General features: G+C 64.4%; 19 protein-coding genes. 7 read left to right on the top strand and 12 right to left on the bottom strand.

All coding sequences use genetic code 11. The features are described 5' to 3' along the window. Nucleotides 1-109: amino acid permease C-terminal domain-containing protein (locus C7416_RS16480; protein WP_146604282.1), on the top strand; the 109-nt coding region annotated here is incomplete at its 5' end. A 70-nt stretch (nucleotides 110-179) separates the two neighbouring features. On the opposite strand, the gene C7416_RS16475 is transcribed toward C7416_RS16480, so the two are convergent. Further along, on the bottom strand, nucleotides 180-581 hold the full coding sequence (locus tag C7416_RS16475) for a cupin domain-containing protein (protein ID WP_111519885.1): 402 nt from the start codon (nucleotides 579-581) through the stop codon (nucleotides 180-182). 278 nt (nucleotides 582-859) lie between these two features. On the opposite strand from C7416_RS16475, the gene C7416_RS16470 reads away from it, so the two are divergent. Together C7416_RS16470 and C7416_RS16465 are read left to right on the top strand one after the other, a co-directional pair. Further along, nucleotides 860-1,345, top strand: a complete 486-nt coding sequence (locus C7416_RS16470; RefSeq protein ID WP_111519884.1) for a DUF6130 family protein — start codon at nucleotides 860-862, stop codon at nucleotides 1,343-1,345. Nucleotides 1,346-1,419: 74 nt separating this feature from the next. After that, complete coding sequence (locus C7416_RS16465) at nucleotides 1,420-2,313, top strand: LysR family transcriptional regulator (RefSeq protein WP_111519883.1); 894 nt, start codon at nucleotides 1,420-1,422, stop codon at nucleotides 2,311-2,313. Nucleotides 2,314-2,493: 180 nt separating this feature from the next. Here the strand turns inward: C7416_RS16465 and C7416_RS16460 are convergent, their stop codons facing one another. Next, the gene (locus tag C7416_RS16460; RefSeq protein ID WP_111519882.1) at nucleotides 2,494-3,579 is read right to left on the bottom strand and encodes an alkene reductase; all 1,086 of its coding nucleotides are present in this window, start codon (nucleotides 3,577-3,579) and stop codon (nucleotides 2,494-2,496) included. A 155-nt stretch (nucleotides 3,580-3,734) separates the two neighbouring features. Here C7416_RS16460 and C7416_RS16455 point away from each other — a divergent pair, with 155 nt between their 5' ends. After that, a complete protein-coding gene (locus C7416_RS16455) occupies nucleotides 3,735-4,316 on the top strand; it encodes a Rid family hydrolase (protein ID WP_240988159.1) in 582 nt (193 codons plus the stop codon). Between the two features lie 21 nt (nucleotides 4,317-4,337). Here C7416_RS16455 and C7416_RS16450 read toward each other — a convergent pair whose 3' ends face one another. The 3 genes from C7416_RS16450 to C7416_RS16440 are packed head-to-tail and all read right to left on the bottom strand — an operon-like array spanning nucleotide 4,338 to nucleotide 6,262. Beyond that, nucleotides 4,338-5,324 (bottom strand): LysR family transcriptional regulator, encoded by a 987-nt coding sequence (locus C7416_RS16450; RefSeq protein WP_198035604.1) that lies wholly within the window; start codon nucleotides 5,322-5,324, stop codon nucleotides 4,338-4,340. Nucleotides 5,325-5,380: 56 nt separating this feature from the next. Then, nucleotides 5,381-5,836, bottom strand: coding sequence for a carboxymuconolactone decarboxylase family protein (locus tag C7416_RS16445; protein ID WP_111519880.1), 456 nt, complete (start codon nucleotides 5,834-5,836; stop codon nucleotides 5,381-5,383). Nucleotides 5,837-5,845: 9 nt separating this feature from the next. Beyond that, nucleotides 5,846-6,262 carry a cupin domain-containing protein gene (locus tag C7416_RS16440; RefSeq protein ID WP_111519879.1) on the bottom strand — a complete coding sequence of 139 codons (417 nt, stop codon included), beginning with the start codon at nucleotides 6,260-6,262 and terminating at the stop codon, nucleotides 5,846-5,848. Between the two features lie 87 nt (nucleotides 6,263-6,349). Here C7416_RS16440 and pdxR point away from each other — a divergent pair, with 87 nt between their 5' ends. Further along, nucleotides 6,350-7,765 (top strand): MocR-like pyridoxine biosynthesis transcription factor PdxR, encoded by a 1,416-nt coding sequence (gene pdxR / locus C7416_RS16435; RefSeq protein ID WP_111519878.1) that lies wholly within the window; start codon nucleotides 6,350-6,352, stop codon nucleotides 7,763-7,765. 46 nt (nucleotides 7,766-7,811) lie between these two features. On the opposite strand, the gene C7416_RS16430 is transcribed toward pdxR, so the two are convergent. The 4 genes from C7416_RS16430 to C7416_RS16415 all read right to left on the bottom strand — a co-directional run bounded on the left by C7416_RS16430 (nucleotide 7,812) and on the right by C7416_RS16415 (nucleotide 12,516). Next, the gene (locus C7416_RS16430) at nucleotides 7,812-8,738 is read right to left on the bottom strand and encodes a 2-hydroxyacid dehydrogenase (RefSeq protein WP_111519877.1); all 927 of its coding nucleotides are present in this window, start codon (nucleotides 8,736-8,738) and stop codon (nucleotides 7,812-7,814) included. A gap of 9 nt (nucleotides 8,739-8,747) precedes the next feature. Then, a complete protein-coding gene (locus tag C7416_RS16425) occupies nucleotides 8,748-10,505 on the bottom strand; it encodes a dihydroxy-acid dehydratase (protein WP_111519876.1) in 1,758 nt (585 codons plus the stop codon). A gap of 115 nt (nucleotides 10,506-10,620) precedes the next feature. Next, nucleotides 10,621-11,289 (bottom strand): haloacid dehalogenase type II, encoded by a 669-nt coding sequence (locus C7416_RS16420; RefSeq protein WP_111519875.1) that lies wholly within the window; start codon nucleotides 11,287-11,289, stop codon nucleotides 10,621-10,623. Nucleotides 11,290-11,523: 234 nt separating this feature from the next. Then, nucleotides 11,524-12,516: a LysR family transcriptional regulator gene (locus C7416_RS16415; RefSeq protein ID WP_111519874.1), complete on the bottom strand. Its 993-nt coding sequence runs from the start codon at nucleotides 12,514-12,516 to the stop codon at nucleotides 11,524-11,526. Between C7416_RS16415 and C7416_RS16410 the strand changes: the two genes are divergently transcribed. Beyond that, nucleotides 12,400-13,305 carry an HAD family hydrolase gene (locus C7416_RS16410; RefSeq protein WP_181461252.1) on the top strand — a complete coding sequence of 302 codons (906 nt, stop codon included), beginning with the start codon at nucleotides 12,400-12,402 and terminating at the stop codon, nucleotides 13,303-13,305. The genes C7416_RS16415 and C7416_RS16410 overlap by 117 nt on opposite strands. A 37-nt stretch (nucleotides 13,306-13,342) precedes the next feature. Beyond that, nucleotides 13,343-14,638, top strand: coding sequence for an NAD(P)/FAD-dependent oxidoreductase (locus tag C7416_RS16405; RefSeq protein ID WP_111519872.1), 1,296 nt, complete (start codon nucleotides 13,343-13,345; stop codon nucleotides 14,636-14,638). A 101-nt stretch (nucleotides 14,639-14,739) separates the two neighbouring features. On the opposite strand, the gene C7416_RS16400 is transcribed toward C7416_RS16405, so the two are convergent. The 3 genes from C7416_RS16400 to C7416_RS16390 all read right to left on the bottom strand — a co-directional run bounded on the left by C7416_RS16400 (nucleotide 14,740) and on the right by C7416_RS16390 (nucleotide 18,943). Then, complete coding sequence (locus C7416_RS16400) at nucleotides 14,740-16,065, bottom strand: NAD(P)/FAD-dependent oxidoreductase (RefSeq protein WP_111519871.1); 1,326 nt, start codon at nucleotides 16,063-16,065, stop codon at nucleotides 14,740-14,742. 104 nt (nucleotides 16,066-16,169) lie between these two features. Next, on the bottom strand, nucleotides 16,170-17,633 hold the full coding sequence (locus tag C7416_RS16395; RefSeq protein ID WP_111519870.1) for an aldehyde dehydrogenase family protein: 1,464 nt from the start codon (nucleotides 17,631-17,633) through the stop codon (nucleotides 16,170-16,172). Nucleotides 17,634-18,049: 416 nt separating this feature from the next. Further along, a complete protein-coding gene (locus tag C7416_RS16390) occupies nucleotides 18,050-18,943 on the bottom strand; it encodes an HpcH/HpaI aldolase/citrate lyase family protein (RefSeq protein WP_111519869.1) in 894 nt (297 codons plus the stop codon). Nucleotides 18,944-18,963 lie beyond the last annotated feature (20 nt).

The following is an 18,963-nucleotide window of genomic DNA, read 5'->3' as shown; positions in this document are numbered from 1 at the left end:
CCTGCAGGCGCTGACCTGGGCCGCCTTCCTGGTGTGGCTGGCGCTGGGGCTGGTGATCTACTTCGCCTATGCGCGGCGCAATGCCGTGCTGCATAGCGCTGCCAGGTAGACGCCAATACGGGGTGGTGAAACGTGGAACCACAAGTCCTCCACCCCTCCCGGCCAGAGGCCGGGAACCCCTATTTCGCAGGCACCACCAGCGGCGAACCCTTCGTGACGATATAGGTTGCCAATTCCGATGCCAGGCCGCCGCCAACATTCCGTGCCGAATGCGGCGTGCCTGCCGGGATGAACAGCGATTCCCCGGCCTTCAGCGTCACCGGCGGCTGATCGCCAAGCTGATACTCAAGGCTGCCCTGCAGCACGTGAGCGATCTCTTCACCCGGATGTGCGTGCCTGGGTGCGAACGCGCCCGGTTCAAAATCCACGCGCACCTGAATGCCTTCCTTGCCCGCGACGCTGAGTTCATCGCGAACCAGGTCGGCCCGATGGATCCCCGGTGCTTGTGCGTGGGCGTTGTGGAACGTTGCGGCAAGGCAGGCGACGGTGATGGCGGCGGTTGCAAACTTGGCGAGATGCATTTGGACGTGTCCTTTCTTTTCGGGTTGGGATATATGCAAGCAGCGGATAACCGTTGCCTGAGCAGCATTGAACGATGCGGATGTATCCCGGCTGTAGCGAACCGCGGGACTTAATGTATTCGTTCGTATCAGCAGGTTGCGCCGCTACGTTGTCATACAAAACGCCCGACAGCCCGCTGCGGCGGCGTGTTCAGATGCAAGGCCTATCCTGAAATCGCACGTCACATCCGGCCCGGATGTGCGTGTGGAGGCAACCTTCCGCATCAAAGGAAAACGTCATGCACCCTGTCCTCAAGTTGCTTTCCGCCGCCGGCATTGCAGCCGCGTTCTGCGCGAGCGTCTCCGCGCAACCTGCACCAGACGCCATCCGCCCGCCTGCCATCCTTCCCCTCGGCAGCGAGCCCGCACCAAAGCTGGTCCCCTACGCGGCTCTGCCTGAGCCGCTCGCGCGCGGCGTCGTCATCGTCCAGTTTCGCACCGAGAATTTCCGCGTCATGCCGGTATTCGGCAATGCCGCCGCCGGGATCTCGCCTCGCATCGGGCACCTGCACGTGACGGTCGACGATACTCCTGGCACCTGGGCCCATACCAGCGACGATCCGATCATCGTGGTCGGGCTCACGCCGGGGCCGCACAGGCTGCGCCTGGAGCTGGCCGATCCCGGCCACAAGATCCTCGCCACCGAGGTGGTCGCCGTCACGGTGCCTGACGTGAAGGCCTCGGGATCGTCGCAGGCATCGCCGTCCGGATCCCACCGACATTGAAGCACCCGCACAACGTTTTCATTTGCTGGACAACGAAGGTAAGATTTGGCAACAAGCTCAACATTGGACCTACCGTGGATCTGGCGGCGCTGGCTGACTTCAATCTCGTTGCTGCGCAAGGAGGCTTCGGCAAGGCCAGCCGGTACAGCGGCCGTCCCAAGGCGACGCTGTCCCGACGCGTGATGGATCTGGAGGATAGCCTCGGTGTACGGCTGTTCGAACGCGGCACCCGATCGCTCAAGCTCACCGAGGCAGGCCGCGCGCTATACGAACGCACGCATCCGCTCGTGGCGGAAATCCTGGAAGCCGGGGACCTTGCCGCAACAGGCTTGTCGACTCCCAGAGGACGCCTGCGCATCAGCGCGCCGGTGCTGTTTTCCCATACCCTGATCGGCAAGCTTGCTGCTGGCTTCGCCAGGGCCTACCCCGATGTGGTACTGGAGATCAACGCCGAGGACCGCAATGTCGAGTTGGTCGAAGAGAACTACGACGTCGCCATTCGGGTGAATCCCCGGCCCAACGAAATGCTGGTGGGGCGCTGCTTTGCGCGTGACGAGATGCTGGTGGTCGCGCCCGCCTCCATGCCCGTTCCGGAAGGTCAGGACGGCGATGTCTTCGATGTGCCGGCGGTGGTGCTCGCCAGTGGCTTCGACAGCGGGCATTGGATCTTCACGCATGAAGGCCGCCAGATCACGCTCAATCCGCGGGAACGCCTGCGCATGTCGTCGCTTATTCCGGTTCGCGATGCGGTGCTGGCTGGTGCCGGTGTCGGCCTGCTGCCGCGCTCGTTGCTCAGCTTGCCGTCCGTAGACAAGGCCGCATTGAACATATGGGGTCCTGTCCCGGACCGCCCCATTGAGCTGTGGGTATTGCATTCATCCCGCCGGCTCTCGAGTTCAAAAGTCAACGCCTTCGTCGACTATCTGAGCAACGCGTTTCCTGAACGCAAGCTGTTTGCGGCGGAATGATTCCGTCAATCCGTCGCGGCGACGGATCGAACCCGCCGTGTCACGTGGCCACGCGGATCGGCGAGGAAGAAAAAAGAGCCATCCCGCAGGATGGCGCAACGCTCCATAGGGAGCACCATTCTGGCGCCCATATCCGGAACGGACGGGTCTCCGCCCTCTCGGCAACCGAATCGCCCGCGATCAGGCGACCCTGGCCGCAACGTTCGACGTGGTCAGCCTGGGATAGTCGGTGTAACCCTCGGCCCCGCCGCCGTAGAACGTCCCCTGGTCGGCCTCGTTCATCGGTTCGCCGGCGCGAAGCCGGTCCACGGCGTCAGGATTGGCGAGCGCCCATCGGCCAATCGGGGCCATATCCGCCAGTCCCGCTTCAATATCCTTGCCGACAGCATCGATCGGCCGGTTGATTCGATTGACAAGCAGTATTCCGCGCCAGATTGCGCGAATGTCCTTCAGCAACGACTCGTCGCCGCCGTGCGCGAGGTGCAGGTAGGCAAGGTCGAGCTTCGCCAGTTCGCCAACCAGATGGCGATACACGTCGCCATAATGCTCGCCCTCATCGATGCCGCCCAGGCGCGATCCGGGCGACAGGCGGATGGCGGTGCGATCGGCGCCGATCTCGGCCGATACCGCGGCCGCGACTTCCATCGCAAACCGGATCCGGTTCGGGATCGAACCGCCATAGTTGTCCATGCGCGTGTTGGCGTTGGGAGCGAGGAACTGCTGGATCAGGTAGCCGTTGGCGCCGTGGATTTCCACGCCGTCGGCCCCCGCTTCCACCGCCATGGCGGCAGCACGTCGAAAGTCCGAAACGGTGGCCAGCAACTCCACTTGCGTCAAGGCACGCGGCACCGGAACCGGCAGCATGCCCGAGGGGGTGTAGAGCTCGACGTTCGGCGCGATTGCCGATGGCGCAACGGCCTGCCGGCCGTGCGGTGTATTGGCCGGGTGCGACATGCGGCCCGCATGCATAAGCTGGATGAACAGGTGACCGCCTTTGGCGTGCACGGCATCGGCCACCTTGCGCCAGCCGGCGACATGCGCCTCGGTATGGATGCCAGGGGAATTCGGAAACCCCTGCCCGTCCTCCGATGGCTGCGTGCCTTCGGTAATCAGCAGTCCAAGCGAGGCCCGTTGTGCATAGTATTCGGCAGCCAGCGGTCCCGGCGTGCCATCAGATAGCGCGCGACTGCGCGTAAGCGGAGACATCGCCAGTCGATGCTTCAGGGTCATGCGCCCTACGCGGACCGGATCCCAGATGGTGGTCATTGATTGCTCCAGAAGGATGGATGGAATAGCGCCTGACGCGTGGTGTGAACGTTAGACCGTTCCGCATACGGGCGGTAGACCACAAAAATCAGACACCTCATCCCATATCTGGATCACTCTCCTTCAACAGCCGGATATCCGGCGCAGCAAATCCGATGGCATTTTTGCGCGTTGAAAATGCACAAATGCCCCGCATCGGATTGCCCCGCAATGCTAGTCTGGGTGCTGGATCGTCTCTCCCTGGCGGTCCTTCGTTCAAGGAGCAGATCATGGTTGGCAATGCGCGTTCCATCGAAAAGAAAGCGACCTACTGGGGTGTCCCGTGGGAAGAGGCATACGGCTATGCGCAGGCGGTGCAGGTGGGCAACGATATCTATGTTTCCGGCCAGCTCAGCCACGACAGCAGCGGCAACCTGGTGGCACCGGCAGCCCTCGATGCAAGCGGCCGGCCGCGCGATTTTTCCATGATGGAAGCCCAGATGCGCGCCACCTACGAAAACCTGTCGGGCATTCTTGCGCGCTTCGGCGCCACACTCGACAACGTGGTCGAAGAAACGCTGTATGTGCTGGACGTGGATGCGGCATTCGCTGCCGCCGGCACGGTGCGCAAGGAGGCCTACGGTACCGAACGGCCGCAATGCGCAAGCAATCTGATCGGCGTTTCCAGGCTGGCCATGGCACCGCAATTGATCGAGATCGCCTGCAAGGCGGTGCTGAGGCCGGCGGCGGCAGCCTGACCGCGGCGGCCGGGCCTCGGTCTACGCGCCGCCGACAGGCTCCCGGCCTTCGATCAATGCCTTGCGTTCGGCGACAGCGGCTGCGCAGAAGCTCATGAATGCCTGAACGCGCCGGGACCTTCGGATATCCGGATGGGTGAGCAGCCAGAGTTCATCCCGCAATTCGGGCACGACGGGACCGACGCGCACCAGCCCGGGCATGATGTCTCCCAGCATGCACGGCAGAAAGCCCAGGCCGAGCCCGGCTGCGATGGCCGCGCTGACCGCTGCGACCGAGTCGGAACGGTATGAAATACTGCCGGAGGCGACCCGGCGCTCGACGTACTGAGATGCCTTGAGACCGGACAATTGGCCTGCATAGGACACCCACGCGCGATCGTAGAGGCCATCGGCCGCGGGCATCTTGCGGCCGAACTGCGTCGCGCAGCCGTAAGGCGCCCACGCGATGGTCGCGAGCTTGCGCCCGACCAGGCTTTCCGACGGGCGTCGGGTCGCCCTGAATGCAATATCGGATTCGTCGCGGGCAAGGTTCAGGGCGCCGTTGCCGACCAGCACCTCGACCGCCACCGCGGCATTGCGCGCCTTGAAGTCCGCGATGATCGGCGTGAGGAAGTACAGCAACAGGGAGTCGCTGGTCGTGATCCGCAATGTCCCCAGCGGTCCGTGCAGGCCGCGCGAGACACGCCTGGCGACGCTGACGACGTCGAGCTCGACGCGCTCGCACAGCGCCCGCAACTCCAATCCCTCGGCCGTGAGCCGGTAGCCGGCACGCCGCCGGTCGAACAGCGTGACGCCCAGCGCCGCTTCGGCCTGCGCCACCCGGCGCGACACCGTGGAGACGTTGATGCCCAGCTTGCTGGCGGCGATCGCACGACTGCCGCTTTCGCTGAGGGTCTTGATGATGCGCAGGTCGTCCCAGGACAGGCGCCGGGCGGCGTCGCCCGACGCCTGCAACGCGCGCTCGTGCGCGTCATGGCCCGGCACGTGATCTGGGGATGTCGATTGCACGTTGGTGGCTCCCGCGATGGCATCGAGATCCGCCCGGTGTTCGAGACCCAGCCGCTTCAGGCTGCGGCAGCGAGGGCGGACTCGGGGGCACGGCGGAAGCTGATGGCGAGCCGATTATAGGCATTCATCAGCCCGATGGCCATGGTGAGGTCGGCGAGTTCCTTTTCGCTGAACACCGCCGCGGCCCGTCGAAACTCTTCGTCGGGCACATGGGTGTCCGCGACGCGCGTGACGGATTCCGTCCACGCCAGCGCCGCCTGCTCGCGCTCGCTGAACAGCGGCCCCGCTTCCTGCCAGGCCTGCACCAGCGCGAGCTTTGCCGGCGTGACGCCCTTCTTGATCAGGTCGCGGGTATGCATGTCGAGGCAATACGCGCAGCCATTGATCTGGCTTACGCGCAGATAGACCAGTTCGACCAGCACGTCTTCCAGGCCTGATTGCATGACATAGCCGTATACGCCGCCAAATGCCTTGACGCCGCCCGCCGATACCTTGGTGTAGTCCAGTCTCATTTCAGACTCCTAGTTGTCGTTGATGGTCAGTTCCTGGTCGGCCGTATCGACCACGAACACGGCCAGCAGCTTGGCCGGCCGGGTCTTGCTCGCATTGCGGCTCACCGGATGGCGGGAGCCCGGATTCTCGAAGAAACTCTCCCCGGCCTTGTAGACACGTTCCGGCTCGTCGTTCACCTTACTGGCGATGCTGCCCGAAACGACGTAGGCATAGATGAACGACGACCTGGCATGGGTGTGCGGTAGCGATGCACCCCCGGGCGGATAAAAGACCTCGACGGCGACGAGCGACTTGCCCGGGATATTGGGGATCTCCTTCGAGAAATTGGGCTTCACCGTGTCGCCGGCGCCGTGCGCCGCTGCGACACCGCTAAAGGCGATGCCCGTTGCCGCCAGCAGGGATAGAAGTATGCGTTGCAGTTTCATGTTTGGCTCCTTGGAGGCTAGAATCATGCACCTCACCTGGTTCACAAAAAAGAACCAAAAACACGATTTTTGAATGCACCAGAGGCGATGACCAGCATCCTCGACCTGAAGCTGGACCGTGCGTCCAGAACCTCACTGGCGGAACAGATACGGCTCGGTATCACCGGTGCGATCGAGAGTGGCGTACTGGTTCCAGGCGCCAGGTTGCCGTCGTGGATCGACCTCGCTGCCCAGCTTGGCGTGGCGCGAGGCACTGTCAGGACCGCCTACGAGCGGCTGTCCGATGCGCAACTGGTGATCTCATCGCGGGCCGGCGGCACCCGGGTTTCCGACCATGCCGCTGCGGCACGGCCCCGCGCGGAACAGGCGCGTTCGGTCGAGACCGATCTGCGCTCGGCGCTGTACCAGCATTTCCTGCCGGGTCCCGCGGTGTTCCAGATGGGCGTGCCGGCATCGGACTGCTTCCCTGCCCCCTTGTTCGCACGGCTGCGATCACGGGCGGCACGTGACGAGGTCGAGGCACCAGCGACCTACCCGGATCCGCGCGGCGAGCATGAACTCCGCAGAGAGATCGCGGCGCACCTGGCATTGTCCCGTGGAATTGAATGCCAGCCTTCGCAGGTCTTCATCACCGCGGGCTTTACCGGCGCGCTCGGTGTCACGCTGCGGGTGATCCAGGCCGAGGGCCGGCAAGCCTGGGTCGAGAACCCGGGGTTTCTTCCCAGTCGCAGAGCCATGGCACTGTCCCGGCTCACGATCGTTCCCATCCCGGTCGATGAAGACGGCATCGAAGTCGGCTACGGCCAGGCGCATGCGCCGGATGCCGCGGTGGCGCTGGTCACTGCGGGCCAGCAGGCGCCACTGGGCCCGACCCTGTCACTCGGTCGCCGCGTGCAACTGCTCGAGTGGGCCAGCCGCGCGGATGCGTGGATCATCGAGGACGACTACCTTGGCGAACTCCAGCTCAGGCGGCGGGCGGCTCCCGCACTGGCATCGCAGGATCGGGCCGGGCGGGTGATCCATATCGGGTCTTTCAGCAAGACGCTCAGCCCGACGCTGCGGCTCGGCTTCGTGGTCGTGCCGCCTGGCCTGGTATCGCGCTTCGAAGAAGTCGTCGCCTGCCTAGCTTCCGCGCCAGGGCCGGCGGTGCAAATGGCGACCGCCGAGTTTATGCGGGATGGGCATTATCTGCGGCACCTGCGCCGCATGAAGCGCATTTACGCAGCCCGCAGCGATGCGCTGCTGGCCGCGCTCAACGTGCGGGACTTCCAGGCCTATGCGGCAGGCCTCGCCGTAGTGGTGAGACTGCCGGACGGCGCCGACGACCAGAGGATCGCCCGGGAGGCCTATGCCTACGGGCTGGCGCCCGCACCGTTATCGGGCTGGTTCTGCTCTGCCTCCACGCAACGGTCCGGCCTGCTTCTTGGTGTCGCGACGGCAATTGAACACCAGGTTCCCGCTGCCTGCGACCGCTTGCAGCAACTGATCCGCAAATTCTCGTAGTTGACTGCCGCCGCATTCGTTCTGACCCATGCAAGGGCCGCTCACCTCAATAGCCGCGACAGCGGTCGATAACGTCCGCGAGCGGCTCACCCCGCTGATGTCGACGAACGTTCTCCAGCAGGATCGGCGCCGCCGATTCGGGCTGGGTCATGCTCGCCACATGGGGCGTCAGAAATACCCGCGGATGGGCCCAGAATGGATGGTCCGCAGGCAGGGGCTCAGGCTCGGTCACGTCGAGAATCGCGCGCGATAGCCGTCCCGAATCCAAGGCCTCGAGCAGATCCGCATCGACCAGATGCGGACCGCGCCCGACATTGATCAGCGCCGCACCGGCAGGCAGCAGCGAAAACAGTTCGCGGTTCAGGATGCCCCTGGTGGCCGCGGTGAGCGGCAACAGGCAGATCAGCACGTCGCATCCTGCGAGAAAGGGTTGCAGCTGATCCGGGCCGGCGAAGCTCTCCACGCCCTCGATCTCACGCGGGGAGCGGTTCCATCCGCGCAGGTTGAAGCCGTAGCTCGCCAGCCGCTCCAGCACGGCACACCCCAACGCGCCCATGCCCATCACGCCGATCGTGCGGGCCGAGGCAGGCGGTACCTCCAGCGGATCCCAGATGCGCGCCGCCTTCGCCGCCATGTAGTCGAAGAAGTCGCGATGCAGCGCCAGAACGGCCAGGCTGACATATTCGACCATGCCGTTGATGATCCCCGGCTCGACCATCCTGACAATGGGAACGTGCCCGGGCAGCGCGGAAAAATCGACATGGTCGACACCGGCTCCGGAGGAGAAGAACACCTTCAGCCGAGGCAGCCTGGCGATGAACTCCGCCGGTGCCTGCCAGGCGATCAGGTATTCGACCTCGGCGAGGTCGCCGGCATCGGGCCAGACGCGAAAGTCGAGGTCGGGTGCGTGCTCGGCGAAGTAGCGCACCCAGGCTGCAGCGCGAGGGGCATCGGATCGATAAAGAATACTCATGCCAGGGTCCTACCAGCCTCCTACCCAGCCATCGAACAGCCCCTCGGGAAGGGTGTCCTCGCTGGCGCCACGGAGAAAATCGAAGTCGCAGCCCCGATGAGCCTGCTCGATGTGTTGGTTATATAGATTGCGGTAGCCACGCACGTGCCGGGACGGCGGCGCCTGCCAGGCCTGGCGCCGACGTTCGAGTTCATCCGGTTCGACGCAGAGTTCCAGTCGCCGCGCGGCGACGTCGAGCTCGATGATGTCGCCGTCACGCACCAGAGCCAGCGGACCACCGATCGCAGCCTCGGGAGAAACATGCAGCACGGCGGCACCATAGGCGGTGCCGCTCATTCGCGCATCGGAGATCCGGAGCATGTCGCGCACGCCACGCTCCATCAGGTGGCGCGGCAGGGGCAGCATGCCCCACTCCGGCATCGCCGCGCCCACGGGGCCGGCATTGCGCAGAATGAGCACGCTGTTCTCGTCGATGCCGAGTTCCGGGTTATCGATCTGGTCGGCGATCGTCTGTACGTCTTCGAACACCACCGCCGGGCCGCGATGGCGGAACAGCCTGGGATTCGCCGCACAGGTCTTCATCACCGCACCGTCCGGCGCCAGGTTGCCTTTGACCACGACCATGGTCTCGCCAGGCTTGACCGGTTGGTCCAGCGGGCGGATCACATCGCTATCGAAGACTTCCGCCGTATCGAGAATCGCGCCGACCGTGCGACCGTCGACGGTGCGCGCATCGAGATGAAGCAAGGGCCCGAGGGTCTTGAGCAGGGCCGGTACGCCCCCCGCGGCCATCAGTCGCTCAGTCAGGTGTTCACCGGCGGGCTGGACGTTGGCGATCAGAGGCACGCGCCTGGCGATCTGGTCGAAGCGCTCCAGCGTCAGCGGTACGCCGACGCGGCCGGCGAGCGCCAGCAGGTGGATGATGACGTTGGTCGACCCACCCACCGCGCACAGCAGGGTAATGGCATTGTCAAAGGCTCGCGCGTCAAGAATCTCGCTCGGGCGCGGGCTGCCATCGGCGGCCATGCGCACGCTACGACGCCCCGCCTCGCGGGCGAGCTGATGACGACGCCGGTCGACCGCCGGCACCAGGCTGCTACCGGGCAGCGACACACCCAGGGCCTCGCAGATGACCGCCATCGAAGAAGCGGTACCCATTTCCGCACAGTGGCCGGCCGTCCCCATCACGTTTCGCTCGAACGCGGCAAAATCGCCTTCCGAGAGTTCTCCTGCACGCAGCTGGTCGACCAGACGCCAGACACCGGTAGCGTTCGCCAGATTTCCGCCAGTCGCCGAGCGGGGCGTGGCCGGCCCGCTGGCAAGGAATATGAACGGAACGCCGGCGCTGGCAGCCCCCATCAGCAGTGCCGGCTGCGTCTTGTCACATCCGCCGAGCAGCACCACCGCATCGAAGGGATAGCCGCGAATGGTCTCCTCGGCTTCCATCGCCAGCAGGTTGCGAAACGGGAAGGAGGTCGGCTTGATGATGTTCTCGCTGATCGACATCAACGGCACCTCGAACGGGATACCGCCTGCCTCGAGAATCCCGACCCTTGCCTCTTCGGCAAGCGTGCGTAGATTCAGATTGCACGGGTTGATATCGGACCAGGTATTGAGAATGCCGACGACGGGGCGCTGCATCAGGTCTTCGCGGCTCCAGCCGGCGGTCGACAAGGTCGAACGATGCACGAAGCCAGGCAGATCATTCTTGCGAAACCAGCGCGCGCTGCGTAGCGGCCGACCATTCTTTGTTTCGTTATCGCTCATGCGATCACCTTGTGCACCACGGTTCGGGAAAACTCGATAAGGCAGAGTTACAGCATGCCGGGGATACGGCACAACGTCGCACCGCCTCTTGCCGAGGCGGTGCGACGCTTGCTGGTCAGAGGCCGACCAGACCGGCCAGCCCGCCGATATCGGCGATCTGGCGGTAGTTGTAGCAAGCGTTACCCGGCTGTTCATGACCACGGGCGACGAAGGCCTTGTTCTTGATCTTCATGTCTTCCGCCGGCATCAGGTCGTAGCGGAAGCTCGAAGAAACGTGCAGCACGTCTTCCGGTCCGCAACCGAGGTTGTCGAGCATGTATTCGAAGGCCTGCAGGCGCGGCTTGTAGGCCTGCGCCTGTTGGGCGGTAAAGACCTTGTGGAAAGGCACGCCCAGCTTGTCGACGTTGGACATGATCTGTGCGTCCATCGCGTTAGAGAAGATCACCAGCGGGATCTTGTCGGCGATCTTCGCCAGGCCGGCCGTCACGTCGGGGTGCGGGCCCCAGGTCGGCACGGCGTTGTAGTAAAGCCGTCCTTCGCCGCGATATTCCACGCCCCAGCGCTTGCATACGCGAGAAATGGCGGTATCGAGGATCTCGTCATAAGGGCGCCAGTCTCCCATCACCTGATCCAGGCGATAAGCAGCGAAATCCTTGACGAACTGGTCCATCTGCTCGGGGGCAACGCGATCGGCGAACAGCTCGCGGGTCAGCGGACCCATCTGGAAGTTGGTCAGCGTGCCGTAACAGTCGAAGGTGAGGTATTTAGGGCGAATGAAGCTCATTTGGGCAGTCCTGAAAGGTCGTCGATAAATGCGGTGATACGTCGCAGCACCACGGCTTCATTACAGCACGGTGAAAACAGCATATGACGTTGAAAGTTCGAGCCAGTCGATACAAAAGACATTTCTTCGAGCCAACCTCGGCAGACTCTGCGGAACGCCCTCCCAACATGCTCGATCGCCTGGTCCAGGCTGGCTGCGCTGCGACTTGAACGAAGCGCCCGGGAATGTGCCGGCCTATTTCTGAGCGCTCCCCCTCAGCCTCGTTCGCCGACGTTCGGACTGATGCAGCCGCTTGAGAATGCCATCGAACGATTCGAGTTGCCGATGGATCTCCTCCGGCCCGTTTTCGACCAGGAACGCGCGGAATGCCGACGCGACCGGCGGCAGGCGGACCGCCGGCAGGTGTGCCACATACCAGTCGCGCTCCACCGGATTTCCTGCCAGCGGCAGCACGCCGATCAGTCCCGCTTCAAACTCCAGCGTGCAGGCATGCAGCGACAGGAACGCGATGCCAAGCCCTGCGGAGACCATGCGCTTGATTGCGGCATTGCTGGACAGCTCCGATCCATGCGGCAAGCGCAGCCCCGCCTCGCGGAACAAGCGCTCGACGGTATCGCGTGTGCCTGAGCCGCGTTCGCGGATCAGCAGGTTTTCCGCCAGCAGATCGTGCAACGTGTTGTGCCGCCGTGACATCAATGGGTGGTCAGGGGCGGCAATGAAGGCCATCGGATGCTTGGCAAAGGCCACCGCATTCGTCCTGAGCTCGGAAGGCGGGCGGCCGATGATGGCCAGATCGATCTCGTGCATTCCCAGCATGCGCACGATCTCTTCCCGGTTGCCGACCCGCAGCACGATCTTCACATCCGGATTGCATTGGGTGAACGCCACCAGCATCTGCGGAAGCAGATACTCGGCGGTGGTGATCGCGCCGACGCGAAGGGTCCCGGCAATGCCGCCGCGCAAGGCGGCCACGTCCTCCACCGCATCGCGCCATAGCTTGAGGATCTGGCTGGCATAGCCCGCCATCACTTCCCCGGCGGGCGTCATCAGCAAGCCGCGGCCTGAACGCTGCACCAGCGGCGTGCCCGTGGCCTCTTCCAGCAGTCGCAATTGCAGCGATACCGTGGGCTGTGTCAGGTGCAGCTCCTCGGCGGCGCGGGATACGCCGCCAAGGCGCGCTACCGCGTCGATCGCATTGAGCTGTCGGAAGGTAGTGGTCTTATTCATATAAAAAAACCTATCGGTCGGCTTTGTTTCTCAATTATTCAATATGAGTTTTCCCGCGTACAGTGCAAACGTCAAGACCTGATCCCCCCTGCCCTTTTCGCGTTCCGCCAATCCATCCAGGAGTCCACCATGTCGATCGAATTGCTGATTGTTTCCGCCGACCATGTACTGTTCCAAACCAAGGCGCAACATGCAGCCGGCCTGGCAGCGGCCACCGGGGCCCGGGCGGAAGCGGCGCCCGCCGGCGCAATGGGCGCAGACTTCAGCGCGGCGTACCAGGAGGCGTTCGTCCAGGCAGGCACGGGGGCGAAACTATCCGTGCGCCGGCAAACCGAGCAGCTGATGCGCGAAGCCGAGCAAGCCGGAGCCAGGCTTGCCATCGTGACGATGATGTCGTCCCGCATGCTGAGCGCCCTGCTCGACCGCTATGACCAGCCGGCCCGCACCGATCGCTTTACCGTGACCGCCACGGCGGATTCGCTGGGCCACGGCGACGGCCCCGCAGACCTGCTGCGGCTGGTGCTCCATGCCGTCGACGTGCCTGCCGACCGCGCGTTGCTCATCGCTGCAAATGGCGGGGAGGCCTGCGCCGCGGCCGCGCTTGGCATGCCCCTGATGCGGCTGCACAACGGCGTGGCCTGCCAGCAGGACGATGGAGCAATCTTCCTTTCCGACGCACCCGCCGCGTCGTGGCCATCGTTCGACGACATCGAGATGCGCTTCACGCAAGGCGCACTGGGCCAGCCGTCGCGCTACACGCGCCTGGGGACATTGACCGCCCCGGCATGAGCCGGCGTGGCACCACCAACGCATAGAGAGGGATGGAATGAAGACGATCGTCATTGTCGGCGGCGGAACCGCCGGCCTTCAGCTGGCGGCCCGGCTGGGCAAGCAACTGGGCCAGCGCGGACTGGCCAACGTTGTCCTGGTGGACCGCTATCGGACACACCTGTGGAAGCCCCTGCTGCACGAAGTCGCCACGGGAAAGCTCGAACCGTACATCCACCACACGTCCTTCGCCCTGCAGGCGCGCCGCTACGGTTTCCGCTTCGTGCAGGGCGAGTTCACCTCTCTCGATCGCGACAACCGCACGCTCGAGATCACGACGTCCGGAAGCGATGGCGACATGCAAGCGACAACGCTGGCCTACGACACCCTGGTGTTGGCGATTGGCGGGACCACACAGTATTTTGGCGTGCCGGGGGCGAGCGAGCACGCGCTGGCGCTGGACAGCGTGGCAGGCGCGGAGCATGCGCGGACCCGGATCGTGGATGCGCTGCGGCGCGTGTCGTCGCGGGCCACAGCGGCCGACCGGCCGGCGCGGGCCAGCGTCGCCATCGTCGGTGCGGGAGCGACCGGGGTGCAGCTGGCGGCCCAGGTGAGGCAGATGTCGCGTGTGCTGAGCCAGTATGGCATCCATTCCCTCGATCCTGACCACGGCACCGATGTACGGCTTGTCGAGGCTTCCGGAAACATCCTGCCAGGCATGGATCGTCGCCTCGCCGACAGGACCACCGCCGAGCTGCGGGCCCAGGGTATCGAGATCATGCTGAACACGCGCGTCACCGAGGTCCGCCCCGACTGCCTGCATGTCGCGGGCGCGGCCCCCATTGCCGCGGACGTGACGGTGTGGACCGCCGGCGTCACCGTAGCGCCCGTGCTGTCGAGCATCGGCCTGCAGGTCACCCGCAACGGGCGCGTCCGGGTGGGAGATACGCTCCAGAGCCTGGAGGACGAGCATATTTATGCCCTGGGTGATTGCGCGAGCTTCCGCCCGGCTGGGGAACAAGCAGAGCTTCCCACGCGAGCGCAGGTCGCGCATCAGCAGGCCATTTACCTGGCCAGGGCCTTGCCGCGTGTGCTCGCCGGCAAGTCCGTAGCCGGGTTCACGTTTCGCGATCGGGGTTCGGTCATCTCGTTGGCGGACGACATGGCGCTGTGCCATCTGCTCGCGCCCGGCGCCGGCGACGGATGGCAGGTACAGGGCGTGCTGGCAACGCTGGTGCACCGTGTCATCTACCGACGTCACGTGCTGTCGGTGCAGGGTTTTGCGCGAACCGCCGCGATGGCACTGTCCCAGCGCCTGGAGCGGCTGCTGGGGGCGGGTTATCGGCTCGATTGAAGTGCGCGATCCAATGCAGGCGCGCATCGAGGCATGGCTGAGTGAAGCTCAGCCATGCCAGTACACGGCCTGGCCTGGTCGTCGAAACGCTGAGTGCACCGTCAGAAGTCGGCCACTTTGCCCCAGGCCGAGTGCTTGAAGCGCGCCGGGTTGTACGGGGCAGGATCGAAGATCGGCTCGTCACCGGTCACCAGGTCGGCGATCAAGTGGCCTGCGCCAGGGCCGATGCCGAACCCATGCCCGGAGAAGCCCGCCGCCAGGATGAAACCGGGGATTTCCGGCACTTCGCCGATCCCCGGCACACCGTCGGGCGTGCTGTCCACAAAGCCGGCCCAGGCATTGGCGATGCCGGCCTGTCCCAGTGCAGGCATCAGTTCGACCGCACGACGATAGGTTTGCTTGACAGCCGCCGTATCCGCCTTTGGATCGAGTATCCGCATCCGCTCCATGGGGGTCGGTGCATCCAGTCGCCACCGCGCGAGTGTTTCGTGGCCTGCGCGGATACCCTCCATTCCGCCTGGAAACACGTTACGCCAGCGCTTCGCAAACATGGGCAGGAACTGCGGCGCGAAGCGCATCAGTTGCGCCGTCGGGTCCACGCGCCCACGCCCGCTGATGGCAAGGTTGTAGCTGCCATCGCTGCGGCGGGTGATGGACACGCGCGCGGTGTGCAGCGCGTCGGGGAGATGCGCGGCCACCCCGGACACCCGCACGATGGACTGGCGCACGGTAGCCTGGGGAAAGCGAATGCCCAGTTGGCGGCAGAACGAAGACGCCCACGCGCCGCCGGCGTACACCGCGACGCGGGTCTTGATGGTTCCGGCTTCGGTGACGACGCCGCTGACGCGGCCGCCCTCAAGCTCAATGCCCCGCGCGGCGCAATTCTGCAGCACGGTGCCGCCGAGCTTGATGAGCGCGGCAGCCACCGACGGAGCTGCCTTGGCCGGATCGGCGGTTCCATCACTGGGCGAGAACACGCCCCCCTTCCATGCGCGGCCGGTATCGCGGCCCCGTTCGCTGGCCTCGCTGCCGCTCAACATGTGGGTGGTCACGCCGGCAGTTCTGGCAAAGTCTCGCCATCTGGCCCAGCGTGCAATCTCGTCTTCGTCGTTGCTGAGGTAAAGCAAACCACACCTGTGGAAGCCCGTGTCCTCGCCAGTGTCCTGGGCGAACCGTTCCCACAGTTCGAGGCTTTTGGTAGCCATCGGCAATTCACGCGCGTCACGGTTCTGCTGGCGGCACCAGCCCCAGTTGCGGCTCGATTGTTCGGCGCCGATGCGGCCCTTTTCCACTACGGTAACCGAAAGGCCGCGCCGGGCCAGGTAGTACGCAGCAAAGACGCCGATGATGCCACCGCCGATCACCACCGCGTCGGCATGGGTCGGCAGGGATGAGGTACTCTCGATAAGACGCAAGGGCTGGGACATGGATGGATCTCCTCGCATTATTTGTCCTGCACGTTTTGTAGTTGAACCCGGCGACACGCTCTGCGCTCCGCCGTCCGGCAACATCATGGCGGCTTTCATGCTGGTTATTCCTCGCCGTGTTCAAGGATGGCCTTGGTTTCGAGATACTCTTCCAGGCCTTCCAACCCGTATTCGCGACCATTCCCCGAGTGCTTATACCCGCCGAAGGGAGCGTGGGCATTCCATGCCGGATAGTTGATATGCACCTGGCCGGCGCGGATCCGCGCAGCCACGGCTCGCGCCGCGTCGAGATCCCGGCCCTGCACATGGGCGCCCAGGCCGTAGATCGTGTCGTTGGCGATTGCCACCGCTTCGTCGACGCTGTCGTAGGCAATGATCGAAAGCACCGGCCCGAAGATCTCTTCCTGAGCGATGCGCATTTTTGGATGCACATCCGAGAAGATCGTCGGCCGTACGTAGAACCCGCGCTCCAGGCCGGCCGGGCGGCCGGGGCCGCCGCAGACGAGCCGCGCGCCCTCGTCAATGCCGACGCCGATCATGTCTTGCACACGGTTGAACTGCGCGCGGTTCGCCACCGGGCCGTGCGTGGTCTGCACGGAGCGCGGGTCGCCGACCACAAGGCGGGCTACCGCGTCGCGGGCGATCTGCTCCACTTCGGCCAGGCGTTCGCGCGGCACGATCATGCGCGTCGGTGCGCTACAGGACTGGCCGACGTTGCGGAAGGCCGCCGCCACACCCGCCGGCACGGCTCGCGCGAAGTCCGCATCCGGCAGGATGACATTGGGGGACTTGCCACCCAGCTCCTGCGCGACACGCTTGACCGTTACAGCCGCCGCCTGCGCGACCAGAACACCTGCCCGGGTAGAGCCCGTGATCGAAATCATGTCCACGTCCGGGTGCTCCGCCAGCGCGGCACCGACCTCCGGTCCATCCCCGTTGACGAGGTTGAACACGCCCGGAGGCGCGCCGGCGTCCTGCATCACCTGCGCAAACAGCAAGGCGCTGAAGGGTGACAGCTCGCTCGGCTTCAGCACCACGGTGCATCCTGCCGCCAGCGCAGGACCTACCTTGGCGGTGATCTGATAGAGCGGCCAGTTCCATGGCGTGATGAGGCCACACACGCCGATGGCTTCACGCGCGATCGTGATGCCGTCTCGCTGCGAGACAAAGGGATAACGGCTCATGACGTCGCAGGCCACCCGGATGTGCGCTGCCCCGGCTGGCACCTGCGCGCTGCGCGCCACGCTGATGGCAGCGCCCATCTCCAGCGAGATTGCCTCGGCGAACAACTCGGCCCGCTCAAGTATGAGCTGGTGCACACGGTCGAGGAGAGCCGTCCGGCTCTGTATGGAGCTGACGGACCACCCGGCAAAGGCGGCCCTTGCGGCGGCCACGGCAGCAGCGACGTCTTGCCTGCTGCCCAAAGCGATCTCTGCCACAACGTCTTCGCTCGACGGGTCGGTGACGGCCGCCCGGGCTTGCCCCTCAGCGCGAACCCACTCGCCGTCGATGAAGATACGATCCAGATGACCCGCGCTGGTCAGGCGCTCAATGATGGCGTGTTTCATCAGAGCCGTCCTTTGCACAAGCCCTTCCGGTGCATGGAATCATCCAGGTCGGGGGGCGTGCACGCGACTGGGAAAGCGATCCAGTACGTATTGAGTTTCATGGCAGTGGCGCTTCTATGTCTCGCTGAGGTAGCGAATGAGTGAACTTTGCGGTCACTGTCATTGCAACATAGAGCTGCCATGCGCTTGTCGCGAAACGCACGGCTGATCATCACGAAGCTGCTGTTTTATGACACGCTGCCAGCATGCCGTGCCGAGCGGGTGAATGGCGTGCAGGATGCGCATCTTCTGGCCGCCCGCATCGAGTTAGTCAAGCCTCACCCAGTTCCGGGCGATGCCGGTCGATGCGCTTCCTCGTTCATCGGCTCGATGTCGACCACGCGATACGAATGCCGGCAAGGCCAGGTCGCGGCAGATCAGTCTGCTCCCTCGGCTCGACAAAGAATGCGATGGGCCAAACGCAGGTGCGGGCGGTCAATCATCGCATTGCCAAGCCTGGCAACGCCGGAGGCTCCGACTGTTGAAAATGCTTCGATGACTTGTCTGGCCCACTGTATTTCTTCCGCATGAGGCATGAAAGCTTCATTGATCGCGGCAACATGGGACGGATGCGCTGCCGCCTTGGCGGCAAAGCCATCGCGCCGGGCAAGGGCCGCCTCGTGGCCGATCTCGAAGTTGTGGGACAAGTTTGTACTGACCGCATCGATGGCATCTATACCCGCCTGAGCAGCGGCTAACAGACACATCGTTCGTGCCACCGAGAATGGCGAGGTAAGCTCCCTTCCCTGATGGGACGAGCGAATGCCCAGATCGGCCGCGAGGTCCTCGACGCCCCACATCAGGGCGCGCAGACGCATCGGCGCATTCCGGTACGACGACAGGCCAAACACACCTTCCGATGATTCCGTGGCCATGGCGACAATGCCCGTCTCCCATGCGCCCTTGAGCAACACATGCTCGAGCGCGGCAAGGAAATCGCACAGACGATGGACGTCCTCGACTCCCCGGCACTTTGGCAGCACGATCGCATCGGGTTGATACGGCAACACTGCAGCCAGATCGTGAAGAATATGCCCGGATGCCAGCCCATTGACCCGCACCAGCACTTGTGCGTCTATCGAAAGACGATGCTCGGCAAGAAAGCCTGTCAGCTTCACGCGGGCTTCGTCTTTCCCATGCTCCGGGACCGCATCTTCCAAATCAAAGACCAGGCCATCGGCACCGGCCTTGAGTGAGGCGGTGAGTTTTCTTTCACTATCAGCAGGCACGAATAGCAAGGAACGCAAATGTTGTGACATGATTTTTTGCATAGGTCTAGCTTTCAATTCCT

The organism is Cupriavidus phytorum (assembly GCF_003254285.1).
GTDB classification, from domain to species: Bacteria; Pseudomonadota; Gammaproteobacteria; order Burkholderiales; family Burkholderiaceae; genus Cupriavidus; species Cupriavidus phytorum.
Note: the sequence above shows the minus strand (reverse complement) of the source record. Positions and strands in the feature narration are given on the sequence as shown.